Origin of the sequence: Acinetobacter sp. 1294243, assembly GCF_000588015.1 — a bacterium.
Taxonomy (GTDB): Bacteria; Pseudomonadota; Gammaproteobacteria; order Pseudomonadales; family Moraxellaceae; genus Acinetobacter; species Acinetobacter pittii.
Genome location: NZ_JFXG01000002.1, coordinates 108,726 through 129,644 on the forward strand (window position 1 = coordinate 108,726; position 20,919 = coordinate 129,644).

Sequence of the window (20,919 nt, forward strand, 5' to 3'; positions counted from 1 at the left end):
ACATAAAATTAGTTAGTTTGTCTCAACATGGATTTTATTTCATTATCTTTTACTTGCAATGAATTTTTGTTTCCTCTGAAACTAAAGTGAAATTAAACGTTTTAATGAAGTTTTTTTAATGAGTAAGAATATGAAAACTAAAAATAGGCCTAATAAAGACCTATTTTTTAAAACACTAAAAACTATTGCGCTAAAACATTTAAGCTAATAATCGTATAGCTCTGATCTTTAGGTTTTAATTTCAAATTTAGAGGAGCTGTTACTTCTACTAGGTACTCTCCAACTTTTGGAAACGTAAGTTCGACTTGACCGTTGCCTCCCGCCTTAAACTGCTGCACTTGCTTGTCAGTTGCACCCTTTTCTCTTAAATTCACTTCAGCATAAGCTAAAGGCTGTCCTTTTTCAGTTATGGTTAATTTAACAGGTTGAGCAGCTTTAATCTGGTTAGGATGTACAGAGAAACTAACTTTAATCGGTGTATTCGGAAGCTGAATATCTGAAACTTTTCCTTTAGAAAGATAACTCTGCAATATCCACTCACGTGTTACTTGTTCTGTTTTAATTGTTTTTGTTTTAAGGTCAGTCGGAATCAAATATTCACGTTCTGCTTTCGGTGGAGCTTTATCAGCTGGCATATCAAAAAATAAATGCCATGCTTTTTGGTCGTATACATATTTCAAAGGATAACTTGCCTGAGTTTGAACAATGTATGTGCCTTCTTCAGGTAAATCTACATCAAAAACAGTAGCAGACTTATGCAGGGCTTCTGAATTGACGGTTTTAAGCTCATTTTTAGGTGTAATTACAATAAGCTTAGCATCCTTTAAAGCATATTCACTATTTAATGCTTCTTCCGCATAACCAGCAATTACGGGTACTTGAGTCTGTTCAGTTTTATAAGCTACAGGAGCTACATAAGGTTCATGAGCAAAGCCTGTTGTACATATCAATACAAGTGACGTCATTAGAAATCTATTCATTATTACAAAATCCTGTTATACGCAAAGTTAAAAATTTCAGACAAAATATAAGCGGATACAGTATACACAAATAAAAATAATTCTTATTATCATTAATAAATTTAATTTTACTTTAAAAAGAAATACGTAATCTTTCTCTCAATATTTTAGTTTTTTATTATTCTGTTCTCTTTTCCCTTATACTTCTCTTTTTGAGTCTTGCTTTAACTTATTATGGCGTCCCCGCAATCTCCTCTTTCCACACCTCAACATTACTCTCTCTTTTTAGCAATTTTCTCACTCGCTGTAGGTGGTTTTTGTATTGGAACCACTGAATTCGTCGCAATGGGACTGATTCAGGAAATTGCAAATAATTTAAATATTACAGTACCTGAAGCTGGTCACTTTATTAGTGCTTATGCATTGGGTGTAGTTATTGGTGCTCCTATCATCGCTATTCTTGGAGCTAAAGTACCTAGGAAAACTTTATTGCTTGGCTTAATGCTGTTTTATGGTGTTGCAAATGCCTGTACTGCTTTAGCTCATACACCTGAAACTGTTTTAGTCTCACGTTTCATTGCAGGTTTACCACACGGAGCATATTTTGGTGTGGGTGCCTTAGTTGCAGCAGAACTAGCTGGTCCATCAAAAAGAGCTTCTGCGGTTGCCCAAATGATGATGGGTCTTACAGTGGCAACTGTCATTGGCGTTCCTTTAGCAACGTCGTTAGGCCAAAACTTTGGTTGGAGAGCAGGTTTTGAGTTTTCAGCAACTATTGCTTTCATCACTTTAATTGCTGTTGGCTTCTTTGTACCCAATATTCCAGTTCAGGCTACCGCCAGTATCAAAACTGAATTAGCTGGCCTTAAAAATATCAACATGTGGTTAACACTAGCAGTAGGTGCAATCGGTTTTGGAGGCATGTTTTCAGTTTATAGCTATGTTTCACCAATTTTGACTGAATACACACAAGTTAATATCCAAATCGTCCCTATCGCTTTAGCTATCTGGGGTATTGGTATGGTTATTGGTGGTTTAGCAGCAGGATGGCTTGCAGATAAGAACCTCAACAAAACTATAGTGGGTGTATTAATTAGCTCAGCTATCGCTTTTGTTGTCGCTAGTTTTTTAATGAGTAATATCTATACTGCCATCGCATCTTTATTCTTAATTGGTCTCACGGTAATGGGGTTAGGTGGAGCATTACAGACTCGTCTAATGGATGTCGCAGGTGACGCCCAAACTTTAGCTGCCTCACTCAACCACTCTGCATTTAATATGGCCAATGCATTAGGTGCATTTTTAGGGGGCTGGGTACTCAGTCACCAAATGGGTTGGATCGCTCCAATCTGGGTAGGTTTTGTTTTAAGCCTTGCCGGTCTGGTTATTTTACTTATCGCATTTGCAGTAGAAAAAGCCAGCAAAAAAGCTTAATTAAAGAAAAGGCTAACTTATTACTTCTAATCAGTTAGCTTTCCACCACAGTGTGGGCAATAACATTTTTTCTCTCGGACGGACTCTTCTTCCTCTAATACTTTTTCACGCATAATTTGAATAATCAGGTTATGCGCTTGCTCTTTTGGCAATCCTACTTTTTGACGAACCCGCTCTATTTCAATTTCATCATGTAAAATATCAATACCTCGTGCTTGAAGTAGCTCACGAAACTCTTGCTCTAGTCTCTGATTCCGTTGATTAAGCTCATTTGCAAGTCCAGACGCCAAAATACCAGCAGGCAATGCTGCAATACCCACACCTAAAATAGTAATAAGCGCCCCTAATAACTTTCCTAGGCTAGTTACAGGAGTGACATCGCCATACCCCACTGTAGTTAAGGTAACCACTGCCCACCACATAGATTTAGGTATTGAACTAAAAGCTTCTGGCTGAGCTTTGTTTTCAACCACATAAATTCCAGAAGCAGTCATAATAATCATGATAATTAAAATAAAGATAACTGCTTGAAAAGATCCCTTCTCGCGTTTAATCACACATAACAATATCTGTAGTGAGATAAAATAGCGTGTTAATTTTAATAAACGAAGTAGACGTAAAATCCGAAGCATACGAAGATCGATTCGTACAAAGAAATTCAGGTAAGCTGGCAAAATTGCCATCAAATCAATAATTGCTTCCCCACTTTTCATCCAATTCAAGCGAGTTTTCCATGCGGATTGTGTCGTATCTCGATCTGCAACACTCCACAACCTTAATAAATACTCAATACTAAAAATTGCGATTGAAATATTCTCAAAGTAGTCAAACCAAATACGATAATTTGAGTACAAATCATTTACTGTTTCCAATAAAACAGCAGCAACGTTACCAATAATTAAAATAACTAAAAAATAGTTAATGCATTTACTTACCGTCGTTTCATAGTCATGGTTGTGAAGATTATTATAAAAAAACTTACGTAATCTCTTCCAAACTGAATTAGGCATATTGATCTGACCACTTGATATTGAAGATATAGTAAGCTCTCACTGTCTATTCACCAATATAGTCTTTAATAAATTTTCCTTAACACGCTTCGGTAATTAAAATTTTATATTTTTCTACTTTAGCTCGCCGCTACACATCGGAATTCATTTTCTCTCCACCACATCACATCATAGATTCCCGGATGTGATTTTAAGATAATATTTATATAATTTTGCAACACCATAATATGATGGGTAATATCAATTTTTCGAAATAAAAACTTTCTTAAAATAGGTGTATTCGGTGAAATAAAAATTGCGAATCCATTGCTATATTCTTCATAGACACTTATTCCAAGATACATCGTTATTTCAGGCAATGGAATTTCAATTTGCCATCCCCAATTTTCGCTATATAGTTCAACATTTAAATGATATCTATTTCTCAATATACTAAAAATATATTGCGCGATGTCTTCAGTTTTTTGAACTAAAATTCCTCCTTCATTAGAGTGTATTTTTTGTTCATATAGTTGATAATCATCAAATTTAAATTCAACTATTGTCTTTAGCATTCTCAAATTCCCTATATAAAATACCCATATTTTTTTTAATTATTTTTAAGTTCGTTTAATTATTTTAAAACAAAAATCAATTTAATATCTAGAGTAATATTTATTTTTACATTTTCATTAAATAAAATTTGACCTATTTATTATTTTCTAAGTCTAATAATGTACAAAGTCTCATTTAAAATAAAAAGGAGCTGAATAATCAGCTCCTTTTTTGTACTAAATCGACGTATTAAGTCAATTGAGCAGCTTGGATTTTCTTAGTATCAACTTGATCAGCTTCTTTAGTATATTCGCTCATCTTGTCGAAGTTTAAGTATTTGTAGATGTCAGCAGAAGCGCTGTCGATTTGCGACGCGTACTGTTGATATTCTTCTGGGCTTGGTAATTTACCAAGAACCGCAGCTACTGATGCAAGCTCAGCAGACGCTAAGTAAACATTTGCACCTTGACCTAAACGGTTCGGGAAGTTACGAGTAGAAGTCGATACACAAGTTGTGTTCGGCGCTACACGTGCTTGGTTACCCATACATAATGAACAGCCTGGCATCTCTGTACGTGCACCAGCACGGCCATAGATGTTATACAAGCCTTCTTCCATTAATTGGTGCTCGTCCATACGAGTTGGTGGAGCCAACCATAAACGAGTAGATAATGAACCACCAGGTACTTTGTCAAGTAACTGACCAGCTGCACGGAAGTGACCGATGTTAGTCATACAAGAACCGATGAATACTTCATCAATCTTGTCGCCTTGAACGTCAGAAAGAAGTTTCGCGTCATCTGGATCGTTCGGGCAGCAAAGAATTGGTTCTTTGATGTCAGCTAGATCGATTTCGTAAACTTTTAAGTATTCAGCATCAGCATCAGCTTTTAACAAGCTTGGGTTATCTAACCACTTCTGCATGTTTTCAGCACGACGAGCAAGTGTACGTGCATCGCCATAACCTTCTGCGATCATCCACTTCAACATCGTGATGTTAGAACGTAGGTATTCAGCAACTTTCTCTTCAGAAAGTGTGATTGAACAGCCTGCAGCAGAACGTTCAGCAGAAGCATCAGAAAGTTCGAATGCTTGCTCAACAGTCAAGTCATTTTCCATTTCTGATAAATCGATCTCGAGGATACGACCAGAGAAGATGTTTTTCTTACCTTTCTTCTCTACAGTTAAATCACCCGCTTGAATTGCGTAGTAAGGAATTGCATGTACAAGGTCACGTAAAGTGATACCAGGTTGCATTTTACCTTTGAACTTAACAAGTACAGATTCAGGCATATCAAGTGGCATAACACCAGTTGCTGCTGCGAATGCAACAAGACCAGAACCCGCTGGGAATGAAATACCGATTGGGAAACGAGTATGTGAGTCACCACCAGTACCTACTGTATCTGGAAGTAACATACGGTTTAACCAAGAGTGGATAATACCGTCACCTGGACGTAAAGATACACCACCACGGTTCATGATGAAGTCAGGTAATGTATGGTGAGTTGTTACGTCAACTGGTTTTGGATACGCAGCAGTGTGACAGAAAGACTGCATTACCAAGTCAGATGAGAAGCCCAAGCATGCTAAGTCTTTTAACTCGTCACGAGTCATTGGACCTGTCGTATCTTGAGAACCAACTGTAGTCATTTTAGGTTCACAGTAAGTTCCTGGACGGATACCTTGGCCTTCCGGTAAACCACATGCGCGGCCAACCATTTTTTGGGCTTGTGTGAAACCTTTGCCAGTGTCAGCAGGTTGTACTGGAGTACGGAATAATGTAGAAGGTGCAAGACCTAATTCTTCACGTGCTTTAGCAGTTAAACCACGACCAATGATCAAGTTAATACGACCACCAGCACGTACTTCGTCTAAAAGTACTGGAGTTTTAAGATCTGCTTCAGAGATTTGTACACCATCTTTAAAAGCAGTTACTTTTGCAGCAGCATGGTCAATTTTCAATACTACTTCGTCGCCCATGTTCATGTTAGCAACGTCGATTTCTACAGGTAATGCACCTGCATCTTCCATAGTATTGAAGAAAATTGGAGCGATCTTAGAACCTAAGCACACACCACCGTCTTTTTTGTTTGGAATGTGTGGAAGTTCATCACCAAAGAACCAAAGAACAGAGTTAGTTGCAGACTTACGGCTTGAACCTGTACCAACAACGTCACCTACGTAAGCAACTTGATTGCCTTTCGCGATAAGTTCTTTAATTTGGCTTAATGGACCAACTTCACCTGGTTTTTCAGGGTTGATACCATCACGCTCGTTTTTCAACATTGCATTTGCGTGTAATGGAATGTCTGGACGGCTCCAAGCATCTTGAGCTGGAGACAAGTCATCAGTGTTTGTTTCACCAGTTACTTTGAACACAGTGATTTTGATTTCTTCTGGAACGTCAGGACGGCTAGTGAACCATTCTGCTTCAGCCCAAGATTGTAAAACAGCTTTAGCAGCTTCATTACCAGCTTTTGCTTTATCTGCTACATCATGGAATGCATCAAATACAAGAAGAGTTTTCTTTAATGCCTCAGCAGCTAAGCCTGCAAGTTCAGCATTGTCAAGAAGCTCAACAAGTGGTGCTACGTTATAACCACCTAGCATAGTACCAAGTAAGTAAACTGCACGTTCTTTAGAAACGAGTGGTGAAGTTGCTTCGCCTTTTGCAATCGCTGCCAAGAATGCTGCCTTTACGTAAGCTGCTTGGTCAACACCTGCAGGAACACGGTTTTCAAGCAAATCTACCAAGAACGCTTCTTCGCCTGCTGGTGGATTTTTTAATAGTTCAACAAGCTGAGCTGTTTGAGCGTCATCAAGTGGCTTCGGTGGGACTCCGAGTGCGGCACGTTCTTCAACGTGTTGGCGGTAAGCTTCTAGCACGGTGTTCATTCCTCTTTTTTTGAAAAATTACTTGCAAATTCCAGCTTTCTTAAAAGCTTCACAAGTAATATGGACTACAAAAGTTTACTAGAGTTCAAGGTAAAAGTTAATGAGCGCGGGGTGTTTCTCCGTGATGCCCATTATTTTGTATCTAAATACCTATGTTCAAATAATGAGCATATTGGGTAAAATTGAGCTATTTTTAAGCAAAAAGAGCTTCAGCCAGATGAAAATTCAATAACCTCATCCACAATTAGAATGATTTATATTTTGGCATTTTGTCATGAGGGGTTGCCAAACATTCATTCATCATTTGCTTTCTAACTTTTTCTTGGATTGCTTGGGGATCTTTTGTCAGTTCTTCTTTTGGAATTGCATAAACTTTTTCAATAACATTAAGAATGAATTTTTTAGTTATCTCATCTTCAATCTTATTTGCATGCTCAACTGCCTGCGTTTTTTCAATTGCTTGCTGACGATCAAAAACAATACTTCTTGCAGCATTTCCTACGCTAGTACAAAAGCCATGCCACTGCTCTTCTGGTGTTAATGGTTTCTTTTCTGAACAACCCACAAAGAGCAAACTCATTGCAATCAATAAAATCTTTTTCATCATTTCACTACACTAATTATTGCTGTCCATATCATACGGAAAATCATCGTTTTTGCCAAAACTGCTATAAAAAACCGAGATCAAAAAATCTCGGTCTTTTGTATTAAGCATTAGACATGCCTGTTTCATGTTTTGGATTAATTAAAGAATTTAATATCCGTAGGTGTTGATATTTTTGCTGCATCGCCAGCTGGTTTTAAGGTGCCATTTTTTGCATCAAAACGGAATAAACTAATATTGTTACTATAAACATTGGTTACATATAGATATTTACCAGATGCATCAAATGAGAAGGCACGTGGTTCAATACCATTCGCTTTATAAGCAACTGGCTTAGCTAGCAATCCATTCTGTTGGATTTTAAATACTAAAAGTTTGTTGTCTGCACCTCGATTGGCAGCAATCACATATTTACCATTTGGGCTAAGGATAATTCCACTCGCACTCTTAAATTCAGGTGTTTTGTCCTCGTGGATTAGTTTTAGCTCAGCCACTTTTTTCAAATGACCATCTTGCACGTTAAATGTCACAATTTCACTTCGCATTTCTGCGGTAACATACGCATGTTTGCCATTCGGTGAAAAGACCATATGACGCGGGCCAGAACCATGCGTAAAAGTTACATCGCGGTTAGTATCCGCTTCAAGTGGCTGAGCCTTATTTGGGTTATAATGAAATGTATAGACTTTGTCATTTCCAAGATCGCTAGCATATAAATACTTACCATCTGGACTGAAAGTTGTCGAATGAGCATGACCACTTTCTTGGCGACCTTTAACGTGGCCAGAACCTTCCTCAAAAACTATATTTTGTACTTTTTCACCCAAATGGCCATTTGGTAAAATTGGCAAAACAGCCACACCACCACGGCCTTTATCGAATGCAGAATAGTTCGATACAAACAGGAACTTACCATCTAAACTGATTGTTGCATGTGTTGGATGTCCACCATGACTATCCACAGTGTTCAACACTTCCACCTTTCCGTTTTGAATAGATAATGCAGTCACCGCACCTTCGTTTTCTTCATTAGTGGTATATGCAAAACGACCATCTTTCGATTTCACAATCCAAGAAGGACTTTTCATTTTCAGCACTTTAACAGGAGTTAAAGTTCCATCCTTATTCACTTGAAGCTGGTACAAACCTTCACTGGCTTGTTTTGGTTTTTGCGCAAGCGGGGCATTAGGAATTGATGTCCATGTTCCTACTAAAGCAATTTGTTGTTGTGCAGCATTTACGGTGGAGCACCATCCAAATGACAAGAGCGTCAATGACAATGTTGCTGTTAATTTTTGAATTAGGCCACGATATTTAACGTTGATATCGTTTTCCTTGCCATTTTTAATTTCAACATAAGTATCTATATTCACTACTATATCCTTGAAAAAAACCACCTTATTTGCATTTATCAACAAGGTATATCAATCTAATTTCATTTAATGTTTCTGAAAACTAATTTATAAAACAGCAATTTTCAAGTGAATTTTCTTTAACCAATACCTATCCAAGGCTTCTTTACTCTTAAGAGAAGCGATACTTTAGATGATAAACACTCAACTTTTTTAAATGTTATGAAGACGTTATTAAATTAAAAGCCCACAATAGTGAGCTTTTAATTCATTCATTATTGGTTTCAATCAACTAAAAGCGCCAATTGTAGAATAAGTCGATCGCTCTTTCTAAAGACTGACTTGCTTCTAGGTATAAACGTCGATTCATTTGATAACGTAAAGTGAGTTTATTTACAGGAGTAAACACCCCAACACCATAGCGAATAAACAGATCTGGTGTGATATAACCCGTTAAACTCACTTGCGTATCATCACCTGTACCTTGTGCATCTAAAGCTAAACCGCTCAAACCAAACGTACGTCCAATCTGGTTAGTTAAAGCACGTGTACCACCCAAGCCCATACTAATACCTGCAGCTGCAATGGTGTTGTTTACATCAGATTTAAACCCTTCTGCATTACTCAAGCCACTCGAACCTTCATTAATACGACCAGTAACAAGCGCATTTAATGCTTCTTGCTCAGATAAGCCTGCATCGTTATAGACCTGAATGTTTGGTGATGTCGCAGTACCTGTAACACGTACCCCAACCATACTGCCCTGAACATTTTTGTTCGCATCGATATCTAAAGTCGGGTTAGCCAATGGTCCATTAAAACGGGCAATTGCTCGGTTCAAGTCTAGACTTTGTCCATAGGCTTCAATTTTCACTTTTTGGCTGACACCAATTGCCCCATTAGCTCTCATCGCAGTTTCATAACCACGTTGGCTTAAGTTGAGACGACCAACTAAAGGAATATTACTATTAAAGCCTTGGAAGATGACTTGTTTTCCAATATTAACAGCAATGTCAGCTCGAATATCCCAAGGTTTAGCTGCCCGTAAAATTGCAAGTGGGTCTTGACCTTGGCGTACGATACGAACATCTGATGACGTATTAATGATTGGAGCAGTTGTTTCTGGCATTGATATACGTGCACGAGGAACATCTACTGATCCTTTTAAGCTTAAACGCTTATCAAAAGGATACATATCAAGTGTCAGATTCGGATTGGCAATTGCAGTAATTAATGGCGCTTGGCGTACTAGTAAATTATCACCTTTAAGATTTAATTGAAGGCGCGGCGCATCTTTCCATTCAAAACTACCTTTAAGCAAGCCTACACCTTGCCCACTGTTAAATGCCCCATCAATTGTTGCCATATCCTGACGAATTGATGAATACACCTGAACATTAGTTAAATTTACTGGCAGAGAAATCATGCTGATTGCACCATTTTTCAGACGCATTTCACCAGTAAACTGAGGTTGAGTTAATGTACCGTTGACTTTACCAGCCAAAGCTAACGTCCCACTCATTGAGCGAACATCTTGAATAAATGGTTTCAAGACTTTTAATTGGACATCATTAAAGGCCACTTCACCATGCATTGGCATTGAAGACTGGAATGGGTTGATAATAACGTTCGCATAACCCGTACCAATATCTGGTGTTTTAACATCTACACGGAATAGCAGACCCTCTGATACACTTTTTGCAACCACCCCTAACTCATCATAAGCCAGAGTAGTTGCAGGATCTTGTGGATCCTCAGCAGCTAAACCAATTTCACCTTTACGTGTAATTAAACGTGCATCAAGTTTTGGATTGCCTCCATTTACCCACGATGCCTTAGCGTAACCATTTAATTGTCCGGTCATTGCCAAACCTTCTGGCATAAATGCCGCAAAGTCGCTTAAATCCATGTTTTGAGTTACAAAGGAAATATTACCTCGCGCTTTACTCACCCGTACAGGCTGATCAAAACAGAGCTGACTGTTGGTACTTTGCCAGCAATGTTGACCCACATATAGCTCAGATTTCGCCGAAGAAAAAATTACCGGAGCATTTTGATTTTGTGCCAGACGGATTCGTCGTGAATCAAAACTTCCTTTCTGGATTTGTCCTAACCAATCATTATTTTGGTTAAACCCGCCTGCCAGCTGAACATAGAACTTGGAAATACTATTATTGCCAAGCACTTTCAATAAATGGGCTTTTCTTGTTCCTGTCAAATTCACTTCAGCAGATTGAATTTGTCTATTTCCACTACGCAAATTATCTAATTTTGCGGTTAATTGAGTTGGTGTTGTTTCCGATGTTGGAAGTTCACCCTGAATACTCAATCTCTTCACACTTACTAATGTGTTAAAAGCAAAATTATCTACTGCAATATTTGCTGTTGCTTTTAAACGCGGTTGCGATTGAACATTCAAATCACCATAAGCTCGACCACGCAGTCCAGGATATAACTCGTATAGGGCTGGTGCATTCAGCTTAATTTTTAGATTTTGTGCGTTGCCAGTAGCCTGTAGCTGGTTCTGCCCATACACTAAAAATAAGTTATTTGCTTCAAACTGTTGTGGTAAAAAGCCATTTTGATTGGAATCCATCAATAGAGATAGATTACCTTTACCTCGAACAGGTTTATTATTTAAAAAGCCTGCAAGATTCAATTGCTGAATATTAATTCGCTTCAAGTGATCAGACCAAACCCCTTGGGTTTTCAGATTCCCTGAAATTTCACCTTTAACAGTTGAGGCAAAATATTGAGGTTTAAAGCGCACTAATGAACTATTAATATCCCATGCGATACGGTCTTTTAAATTGACAGAACCAGTAGCATAGATTTTTCCAACCACCCCATCGTGTTGTAACTGGCTAATTCGAATAAAATCTGGCGTGCCCGCTATAGAAAACTTCAACAAACCATTTGCCTGCTTTAAGGCTTTTAAAGATCCATCATAATTAACCGCAAAGCCTTTAAAGCCACCACCAGCTTTCACGTCATGAAATAACAATGCTGCTGTACTTTTCCCGCCTAAACTTACAGTTTCTTGACCTGCTTGAGCCAATCGACCAGTTAAGTCAATTTTCTCAAACTGAATAATTTGCTGGTTTGGTTTAGCAAAACCATTTGCCTTAATCGAACCATTTAGTAGATTGACTGGCGCTGCTGCATGAATACTTTGCGGATTAAAATCTTTTGCATTTAATAAAGCATTCCAAGCGAGCTGACGTTTTTCAGTAGGTAATAAAACTTTGGCCTGACCTGTTAAGCTACCTTTTTCAGCAGCAAAACTAAAATTAGGGACATTTAAGATATTATCTTTAACATTAAGATTGGCTAGATATTGTCCTGCTGGCAATAAAGTTTTTTCATGCTGATATACTTTTGTAGCAACCTTAATATCTTGTTGACCATCACGTAATGTTAAATCGACTTGACCATTGTCACTACTTAACCATCCAATATAAGGCATTGCACGGTCTATATTCGCCCACGCCACATTCATGAGCATTGGCTGAGGTTTATTATTTTTTTCAGGTGCCTGATTAAGCTTGAGTTTCCAAGACTCGTAACGGTCAAAATCAACGTTAGCAAATACTTCTGTACCTTTTTCCAAAGACCCAGTTGAAGCAATAGCTGCATCTAAACTTGGAGGTAAAAAGTCTTGAACCACCTGAGGAATCGCTTTGTCTTTAGGATTAATACGATCTAAACGACCTTTAATGTCCCAAGTAACATGATCTTTCCAATTTACCAAACCTTTAAGATTAACGGCACCTTTCATAACTTGGCCATTGAAATCTGTAATATTAAGCTGATGAACTAAATCAGTATTCATTAAAGCGTTGTACTGGCCTTCAGGTAAATTTTCACCCTTTAAATCTGTATCAAGTGCTAAATTAAGTTGTTTAATATCACCTTGAAACTTGATCACACCATTTTTTGCAAAGAGTTTTTGTTCTTGTAGCAAAGGTAAATGATAGTTTTTTAATAATAATTCACCTTGCATTGGAACTTCATCACGAACAGGATGTAAGATTACCCAACCTGTTAATAAATCAGGAGTAGTTGTTGCAACCCCAGCTTTTAAAGTATCTAAACTTCCGCGAGCAGCAACTTTAATATTTTGAATATTTAAACTTTTTAAAGATGGGATTCTTAAATCTGCTGTGGCATCTAATGGATATTTACCACTGAAATCCATTTTACCAGTTGCGTTGTGAACTGAAAGATAGCCCATATCCATACTGGATTTTTCAAATTCTAGTTTTGTCTCCGACCAGAGCGCATCTTGCAAATGGACATTATAGAAACTTACATCTGAACTCGACAATTTAAGCTCTAAATGATCAACATCACCTTCATCTACACGTAGAACAAACGGTAATTTGATTGGTTTAAATTCAAACGGTTTACCAGAAGGCGGAGTTTTATTAATAATACGTAAGTTGCGTACATCAGCATGGCTCAAATGTACTTCTTTTTCTAATAATAAAGAGCGCCATCCTAAGCCTACATCAGCTCGATCTAAAGAAACATCCACATCTTTTAATTGCACCAACACATTTTTGAGAATGATGCCACGCAATAAGTTGCCACCTTCATATTCATATTTAATTATTTTCTGAGCTTCTAAAACTCGATCTAATAAAAAACGGCTTCCACGATCCGTTGACATCATGATGACTAACGAAGAAGCCAATAATAACAATATGATTAATATCGTCAGCAAGAAGCTACGCAAAATGCGATGCTTCTTCTTAGGAGAGCTTGGTGCCGAAGTGGGCTGCTGTTCTACTTCCGCCATAAAATAAACCTAATAAAATTTTATTTTTAAAGTTGTGGGCCTATAAAGAAATGTAAACGAATCGGATGGTTCTCATCTGAAATACCCGAAGCGACATCTAAACGGATTGGCCCAATTGGAGACTTCCAGCGAATTCCGACCCCAACACTATAAGCTGCTGGATTATTAAAGTCTTTATCGTAAGCATTACCAAAGTCAGAGAAAACGGCTGCTCGCCATCCATCTTTGAACTGATAGTTATATTCTAAAGAGCCTACAGCTAAAGCCTGGCCCCCAATTTTATATCCATCTACTTCTGGAGAAAGACTTTTATAGTCAAATCCACGAATCGTTTGGTCACCACCCGTAAAGAATCTAAGATTGTATGGAACTTTGTCAAAGTCATCTGTAAAGATATAGCTGAGGTCAGATCTTCCGACGAATTGGTGATCATCATTTTTACCTAGAGAATAAATAAATCTCCAGCCTGCACTCGCAATTGCCATATTGGCATCTGAGAGTAAACTCTCGCTGCCTAATTCTAATTTATAAGTTTGTTTAAAAGCTTTAGTTGGGTTTAACCGTGTATTACTTGAGGTTTTAGATGTTTCATAACTAAACAATAATGCTTCTTGCTCAGATGCAGCTGTTTTAAACGCATCTGGTAATTCAGAAATATCAACATTACCTTTTTGGGTCAAACGATCTAAACGATAACGAACACCAATAGTATGCTGCCAATTTCCTAATGGACGTTTGATTACGCGCTCCCCACCCACAACAGCAGATTCGGTTAACAGGCTTACATCTGGACCAATATCATCCCGTGTTTCACGCTCATAACCGCCCACAATATTGAAATAGTCATTTAACGGATGTTTATAGGGAATACTATATCGACCATCAATCGATTGGCGAATTTCAGAAACTTCCAAGTTGGCATCAAATGAATGACCATATTTATTTACGATAGAACGGCGATATTGACTACGTAAACGTGCACCCGTATCGGTTCCATAACCAATACCAGTTTCCAAACTATTTAGCTTGTCAGCATTTAAAGTCACAATAACTGGAATTCTTTTTGTTTCACGTGCTTGAGCTTGTAAATGATCCTGTTCATCATGCTGAGCTGCGGCGCTTTGCAACATCGCAGTTTGAGGCTCTGCCTGTTTTGCATTTTGTGTTCCGGCAAACTGTTTTTCATCGATTACGTTTTGCGTAACTTCTTTATTTGATGTCGCTAATTGACGTGCTTTCGCAAGTTGTCGTTGTTCTGGTGAAAGTAAATTAGACTCATCAACATCAATATTTTGTTCATCCACCAAAGCTTGTAAATCTGGTGGTAGCTCAAGTGGCTTTTCAATTGGGTCTGGTTTAATGCTATCAACCAAAGTGTAATTGAAATAACGTGAGTTGGTTAGGTTATTTGCGAGCACGTTTACACGCCAGAAGGCATAGTCATCACCTTCTTTCCAAGGCGCCATACTTTCTAAGATATTTTGGTTTAATGGCAAAGGTTTCGAAGGATCACTCATACGAAACTCGACCTTGTCTAATTTATAGCGCTCACCAGTCTCGTAGCGTAAATTGATATCGGCCTTATTTTCTGGCTGACTTACTTTTACATCATGCAATCGCCAATAAGCATCAAAATAACCATTATTAGATGCGGCATCAACAATACGGGTTTTAGTAGTTTCATATAAACCGTGGTTAAAGATATCCCCTACATCTTGATCGGGAACTAAACGAATAACCTGAAATTGCGGCTGCTTTTCGCCTGGACCTGTAAACTCAATATTTTGCTCATTAATTCGTACTGGTTCATTTGGTGTCACCCTGACACGCACACGACTCGGACTTAATTTTTCAAATCGGAACTCAGCATTATAGTAACCAACAGCTTGAGCAGCCTGATTACTTAATGTTCTAAGCTGAGGTAAAGCAGCATTAAAGTCTTCAAAAGATTCTTGAGTAAAAGTTGAAAGCTTACCTTTAATATTTTTAGCTAACACATCTGAAGCGCCTTCTACCTCTGCGCTAATACGCGGTACTTGTTCCATCGGAATTGCACGCGGCGGACGTACTTTATTTAAAATACGTTTAAAGAAACCAGCTTGCTCAGGTGGTTCTTCGGCCTCTGGTGTCAATTCAGGCAGTGTTTTTCCAGTCTCATTGGCTTCAACTACAATCTTACTGTCAGACTTAATCTCTTGCATAAGCTGATCAATATTTACAGGCGCCTGATTAATTTGATTTAATTCAGATTGAGTTGCATCGCTTACAGTAACTTCAGGGAGTTTCTGAGTCCCATTTTGAAAGTTCTGTGCTTCATTCTTTGCTTCTTCCGCTACCCTATAAATTTCATTTGCCATGTTCTGATCAACAGGCATATCAGGTAAATCTTCAAGGTTATCAAGAGTAATTGGCTTAAATTCATCAATTTGATTTGGAAATTGTTCTTGTTGTTGCAATATAGCCAAGCTATCTTGTTGCTGCTGAGCTTGGGTTACAAGTGTAGCGATATCTGTAACTGGAGCAGTATATTGCTCATTAACCTGAGCTGATTGTTCAGTTGACTCATCAGATACTGTCTGGTTTAAAGTTGTTGATGAACTATTCTCAACAGAAGTTTGAGCAAAACTTGGCGTTACGCAAACGCTTAACAACAAGCTGCTACAAATAAGTTTAGGAATGCCCTGCATTTTTAAAATTAAATGCATAGAATGTGAGAGAGTTGACTGTTTAAACTTAATTTTAGAAGGCATAGAAAACTCTAGACTTATTTTTTAATAAAACGCACCAATGTGAGTGTAAAACTCACTCAAAACCATTGATTTTTCATTTAATCAAGCGTTAAAAATATCATACATGGTTTTCGATGCAAATTAACACTCGGTCACATTTTTTTATAAAACACAATGAAGTTTGCACATGATGAAACAAGATGAGCACCTGATGACCTCACGTCGGTTTGTACCGATGTTTTTTACCCAGTTTTTTGGCGCATTAAATGATAACGTTTTTAAGCAAGCTTTATTATTGGTGATTACTTATGGATGGATTCAGCAACAATCTGCTCCCGTAAGTACTCTTAATAATTTGGCAGCCCTCTTGTTTATTCTGCCATATTTCTTTTTTTCAGCCACAGCTGGACAAATCGCCGACAAATACGAACGATCTCAACTCGTCCGTGGTATTAAAATTTTAGAAATCATCATTATGCTCATCGGTACTGCAGGTTTCCTGTTAGGAAACTTATGGCTACTTCTTTTTGCTTTATTTTTGATGGGTACACATTCGACGTTCTTCGGCCCGATTAAATACGCAATTTTGCCTGAAATCTTAAAACCGAACGAGTTAATGTCTGGTAATGCGCTATTTCAATCCGGCACATCCATGGCGATCTTGTTCGGGATGATCTTAGGTGGCGCCGTAATTGCCTCATCAGATGGTAATTTATTGTGGATTAGTATCACCGTAGTGGCTATTGCTTGCATAGGCTATTTATTTAGTCGCTTCATTTTGCCGCAAAAAGTTGCTGCACCTGACTTAAAGATTGACTGGAATTTTATCCGTACCAGCTTTCAAACCATTAAATATGCCAAAAGCTTACCGTTAGTATTCACAATTTTGCTAGGCAACTCATGGTACTGGTTTTATGGCGCGACTTATTTAACTCAAATTCCGCAGCTTACCCAGCAAAACCTTCATGCATCAGAAAATGTCGTTAGCCTGTTACTGACTTTCTTTTCAGTCGGTATTGGTGTGGGTTCTCTTCTTTGCCGTAAAATTGGTGGTTCAGAAATTAATATTAAAATGGTGCCGATTGGTGCAATTGGCCTTACTGTTTTTGCGCTCTACCTTGCTGCCAGTTTAGCTTTTGTACCAGAAAGAACCGGAGCATTACTTACCTTAAAAGACGTTTTCACCCAAGGCTGGGTTTACTACCATGTCATGATTGCTGTGACTTTATTGGGGATTAGTGGCGGTTTTTATATTGTTCCCCTATATGCCATGATGCAGGCTTATTCACCACGTTCACATCGTGCACGAGTTGTTGCAGCTAATAACATCTTAAATGCCGTTTTTATGGTTTCTTCTGCAATTTTTTCAATCTTAATCTTAAGTGTTTTAAAAATTGATATTAAAATACTATTTATTATTACAGCTGTACTTAGTGCAATCTTTAGTATCTGGCTTCTCGCTAGACTAAAACCAATGCTTGCCACAGCCCACCTTTCTTTAGAGGACTAATTTATGCGCCACTATACTGGAATTGATCAACTTATTAACTCATTTGATCAGGCATTGCGTAGTCTTGTTCCGGGTGCAACAGCAGCACAGCGTCAAAATCCAGCTGAAACAGTAGAAACAAAACTTGGTGTAGAAGATGCTCGCCATGTCGCAGGTTTAATGCGTGTTAACCACAGTGGTGAAGTATGTGCTCAAGCACTTTACCATGGGCAAGCATTAACGGCGAAATTGCCAAATGTACGCCAAGAAATGCAACAAGCAGCGATTGAAGAACAAGATCATTTAGCTTGGTGCGAAGACCGTTTAAAAGAATTAAACAGTCATACAAGTTTGTTAAACCCAATCTGGTACGGGTTGTCATATGGCATGGGTGCCCTTGCTGGTATTGCAGGTGATAAATATAGCTTAGGTTTTGTTGCTGAAACTGAGCGTCAGGTTAGTCTGCATTTGCAAGATCATTTAAACCAGTTACCTGCTCAAGATGAACGCTCTCGTAAAATTTTAGAGCAAATGAATGAAGATGAATTGCATCACCGTCATACTGCACTTGAAGCAGGCGGTGTTGAATTACCATATGCAGTAAAAATTACGATGACTGCTATTTCAAAGTTAATGACAAAAACGAGTTATTATCTTTAAAAACCAAAGGATTGATCTCATTCGGATCAATCCTGTTTTAAATATTATTTTAAGCCGTGATCATATTTGAAACGTTCGATATCTCGAATTGAATTCCAATAGTTTCTGTTAATACGGTCACGATCAATTTGTAATTCTCTTAAAAGCTTACGATAACGCTCACGCTCTTCTGGCTTTAATTTTTCGTTGTAAGCATTATCAGAATATTGCTTAAACTTCTCGTCATAACGATCATATTCAGCTTTTGCATTGTAGTAATCTGAGGCTGCTCGATAATAAGGTCTTAAACGATTACGCTGCTCAACTGGGCATACATTAATATTGCCGTTACCCTCTAAAGCATTATAAAAAATATTTGATGGCTGGCAATAATACCCTAAGCCCTCTTTATACCCACGTTCATATGACTTTTGATCTGGAACAATATTGGCTTTTCCACACGCTTTGTAATATTGATCTAAACGTGGCGAAGACCCCTTTGAACCATCTTTCTCACCCACTAATGACCAATTCGCAGTCTTACATTCTTCTACGCTCATTGCAGCACAACCTGAAAGGCTGATTGCTAAAATGGCTAAACCGATATTTTTCATATTAAGAAAACTCAAAAATAAAATTTAAAAAACGCAAAAAATAAAATTCCAGTAAACACCCTAAAAGATCCTGCTCTATTCAAGACTTCAAAAATAAGTGATTCACTGGATAAGTCTTAAGTTTAAATCAGTTTATCCCTCTCACCAAATGAGACGCTTAAATTTTTAGCTTTGTTTAATTTTAAAAAAGAGAAATCAGTAAAATTTTATAATGCGCTGACTGCTCTTATACGCTAATTTTACTTTAAAAATTGATTATAAACATGAGACTCAATATATTGATTATAAATATAAAAAATCAAATTGCTCATAAAATATTGTTCAACCATCTTTACTCTTTTTTTACGCGATTTCCTTCAAAGGCTAAGGTAGGATTTTAGCTAAATAACCACCAAGGTTTTTTATAATGAGTACACTTATTTACCCAAATTTAAACTTAAAAGATCCTCACTTTAAGGCATTTAAAATATCAGATAATTTTATTTCTCCGACACAATCTGGTACTTTCCAATCAGATCTTTTTTTAAAAGAAGTTGATGAATATTTAAGTTTATATCCTCACACTCAGCACATTGATATTTGTCTACATGACTTAAACGGGCATATTCGTGGCAAACGTATTGATGTTAAGAGTCTGAAAAATCTCTCTCATGGATGTTATTTTCCACTTTCTGTTTATGCCATGAGTCTAGATGGAAAAGTAATTGAAGAAACAGGCCTGGGAAAATATATTGGTGAACCAGATAGACTTTGCCTGCCCATTTTAGGCAGCTTGCAACCAAGTGCTTTATCCCCAGAATTAAATGCTCAGCTTTACCTATCAATGCAAGAAGAAGATGGTACAGACTGCCGCTATGAACCACGTAATATATTAAAAAAATTATTAAATCAGTTACATACTAATAATTATTTTCCTGTCATGGCTGCCGAACTAGAGTTTTACCTTTTCTCACCTCAGCATCAATCCGAGACATGTTCAGAAAACCAATGTTTTGATATAGATGCACCGAATAATTATCAGCAAGTCCTAGATGAAGTTGAGAAAGCAGCCCTACTTCAATCTATTGAAATTACCGCTATTGTTGCGGAATCATCCCCTGGACAATACGAATTAAATCTTCAACACAGCCATGATATTTTAAAGCTCTGCGATCAAATTAATGCCTTAAAAAGAATTGTAAAACAAATTGCAAGAAAGCATGACCTAACTGCCTGTTTCATGGCGAAACCGAACTTGTCAAAGGCTGGTAGTGGTATGCATTTTCATATGAGCATGCTTAATCAATACCATGAAAATATATTTAGTTCAGAAGTAGAAAAAGATAAACTTTCAGCCAAATTATTGAGCGCGATTAGCGGACTCATTGAGTTAATGCCTGCATCTATGGCGATTTTAGCGCCTAATATTAATTCTTATAGACGTTTTAAAATTGGTCATCACGTGCCATTAGAAGCCAATTGGGATACTAACAACCGAAATGTCGCAATCCGTATTCCATGCTCGGATGTACAAAATCAACGCTTAGAATATCGTGTTGCTGGAGCTGACTGTAACCCCTATCTCGTTATAGCGACTATTTTAGCGGGCGCGTCTTATGGCTTATCTCATAAGTTACCGCTACCAAAACCTACACATCTTTTAAAATTTCCAGACGAGCACATTTTATTAGCCAACAATCAGCCGGAAGCCTTAAAAATATTTAAAGGAAGTCTTATTTTAAAAGGGTATTTAGGGGCAGACTTTGTAGAACATTGGTACACGGTTAAACAGGCTGAATATCAAAACATTTATAGTCAAATGACTGAAGCAGAACAACATTGGGATATATAAATAAAAAAAGCAAAAAAACTATAAA

13 protein-coding genes are annotated in these 20,919 nt (G+C 37.7%); 4 read left to right on the top strand and 9 right to left on the bottom strand.

Annotation, left to right across the window (positions count from 1 at the left end):
- Window positions 1–182: 182 nt before the first annotated feature.
- Window positions 183–980: a DUF4198 domain-containing protein gene (locus J655_RS08200; protein WP_032052248.1), complete on the bottom strand. Its 798-nt coding sequence runs from the start codon at window positions 978–980 to the stop codon at window positions 183–185.
- A 213-nt stretch (window positions 981–1,193) separates the two neighbouring features.
- Between J655_RS08200 and J655_RS08205 the strand changes: the two genes are divergently transcribed.
- Entirely contained in the window at window positions 1,194–2,393 is a 1,200-nt protein-coding gene (locus J655_RS08205) for an MFS transporter (protein ID WP_032052249.1), read from the top strand.
- 26 nt (window positions 2,394–2,419) lie between these two features.
- On the opposite strand, the gene J655_RS08210 is transcribed toward J655_RS08205, so the two are convergent.
- From J655_RS08210 to J655_RS08240, 7 genes are all read right to left on the bottom strand, one after another.
- Window positions 2,420–3,403 (bottom strand): ion transporter, encoded by a 984-nt coding sequence (locus J655_RS08210; protein WP_032004739.1) that lies wholly within the window; start codon window positions 3,401–3,403, stop codon window positions 2,420–2,422.
- Window positions 3,404–3,522: 119 nt separating this feature from the next.
- Window positions 3,523–3,957: a hypothetical protein gene (locus J655_RS08215; RefSeq protein WP_032052250.1), complete on the bottom strand. Its 435-nt coding sequence runs from the start codon at window positions 3,955–3,957 to the stop codon at window positions 3,523–3,525.
- A gap of 229 nt (window positions 3,958–4,186) precedes the next feature.
- Complete coding sequence (locus J655_RS08220; RefSeq protein WP_005068571.1) at window positions 4,187–6,826, bottom strand: bifunctional aconitate hydratase 2/2-methylisocitrate dehydratase; 2,640 nt, start codon at window positions 6,824–6,826, stop codon at window positions 4,187–4,189.
- Between the two features lie 253 nt (window positions 6,827–7,079).
- Window positions 7,080–7,442: a hypothetical protein gene (locus tag J655_RS08225; protein WP_005073636.1), complete on the bottom strand. Its 363-nt coding sequence runs from the start codon at window positions 7,440–7,442 to the stop codon at window positions 7,080–7,082.
- Between the two features lie 134 nt (window positions 7,443–7,576).
- Complete coding sequence (locus J655_RS08230) at window positions 7,577–8,812, bottom strand: lactonase family protein (RefSeq protein WP_002119597.1); 1,236 nt, start codon at window positions 8,810–8,812, stop codon at window positions 7,577–7,579.
- Window positions 8,813–9,083: 271 nt separating this feature from the next.
- Window positions 9,084–13,592: a translocation/assembly module TamB domain-containing protein gene (locus tag J655_RS08235; RefSeq protein ID WP_032052252.1), complete on the bottom strand. Its 4,509-nt coding sequence runs from the start codon at window positions 13,590–13,592 to the stop codon at window positions 9,084–9,086.
- 26 nt (window positions 13,593–13,618) lie between these two features.
- Window positions 13,619–16,342: an autotransporter assembly complex protein TamA gene (locus J655_RS08240; RefSeq protein ID WP_032052253.1), complete on the bottom strand. Its 2,724-nt coding sequence runs from the start codon at window positions 16,340–16,342 to the stop codon at window positions 13,619–13,621.
- Window positions 16,343–16,508: 166 nt separating this feature from the next.
- Between J655_RS08240 and J655_RS08245 the strand changes: the two genes are divergently transcribed.
- On the top strand, window positions 16,509–17,831 hold the full coding sequence (locus J655_RS08245; RefSeq protein ID WP_014207111.1) for an MFS transporter: 1,323 nt from the start codon (window positions 16,509–16,511) through the stop codon (window positions 17,829–17,831).
- 3 nt (window positions 17,832–17,834) lie between these two features.
- Window positions 17,835–18,470, top strand: a complete 636-nt coding sequence (gene coq7 / locus J655_RS08250) for a 2-polyprenyl-3-methyl-6-methoxy-1,4-benzoquinone monooxygenase (RefSeq protein WP_002119684.1) — start codon at window positions 17,835–17,837, stop codon at window positions 18,468–18,470.
- Between the two features lie 44 nt (window positions 18,471–18,514).
- On the opposite strand, the gene J655_RS08255 is transcribed toward coq7, so the two are convergent.
- Window positions 18,515–19,063, bottom strand: coding sequence for a DUF2799 domain-containing protein (locus tag J655_RS08255; RefSeq protein ID WP_002132149.1), 549 nt, complete (start codon window positions 19,061–19,063; stop codon window positions 18,515–18,517).
- Window positions 19,064–19,469: 406 nt separating this feature from the next.
- Between J655_RS08255 and J655_RS08260 the strand changes: the two genes are divergently transcribed.
- Window positions 19,470–20,894, top strand: coding sequence for a glutamine synthetase family protein (locus J655_RS08260; protein WP_032052254.1), 1,425 nt, complete (start codon window positions 19,470–19,472; stop codon window positions 20,892–20,894).
- Window positions 20,895–20,919: the final 25 nt, after the last annotated feature.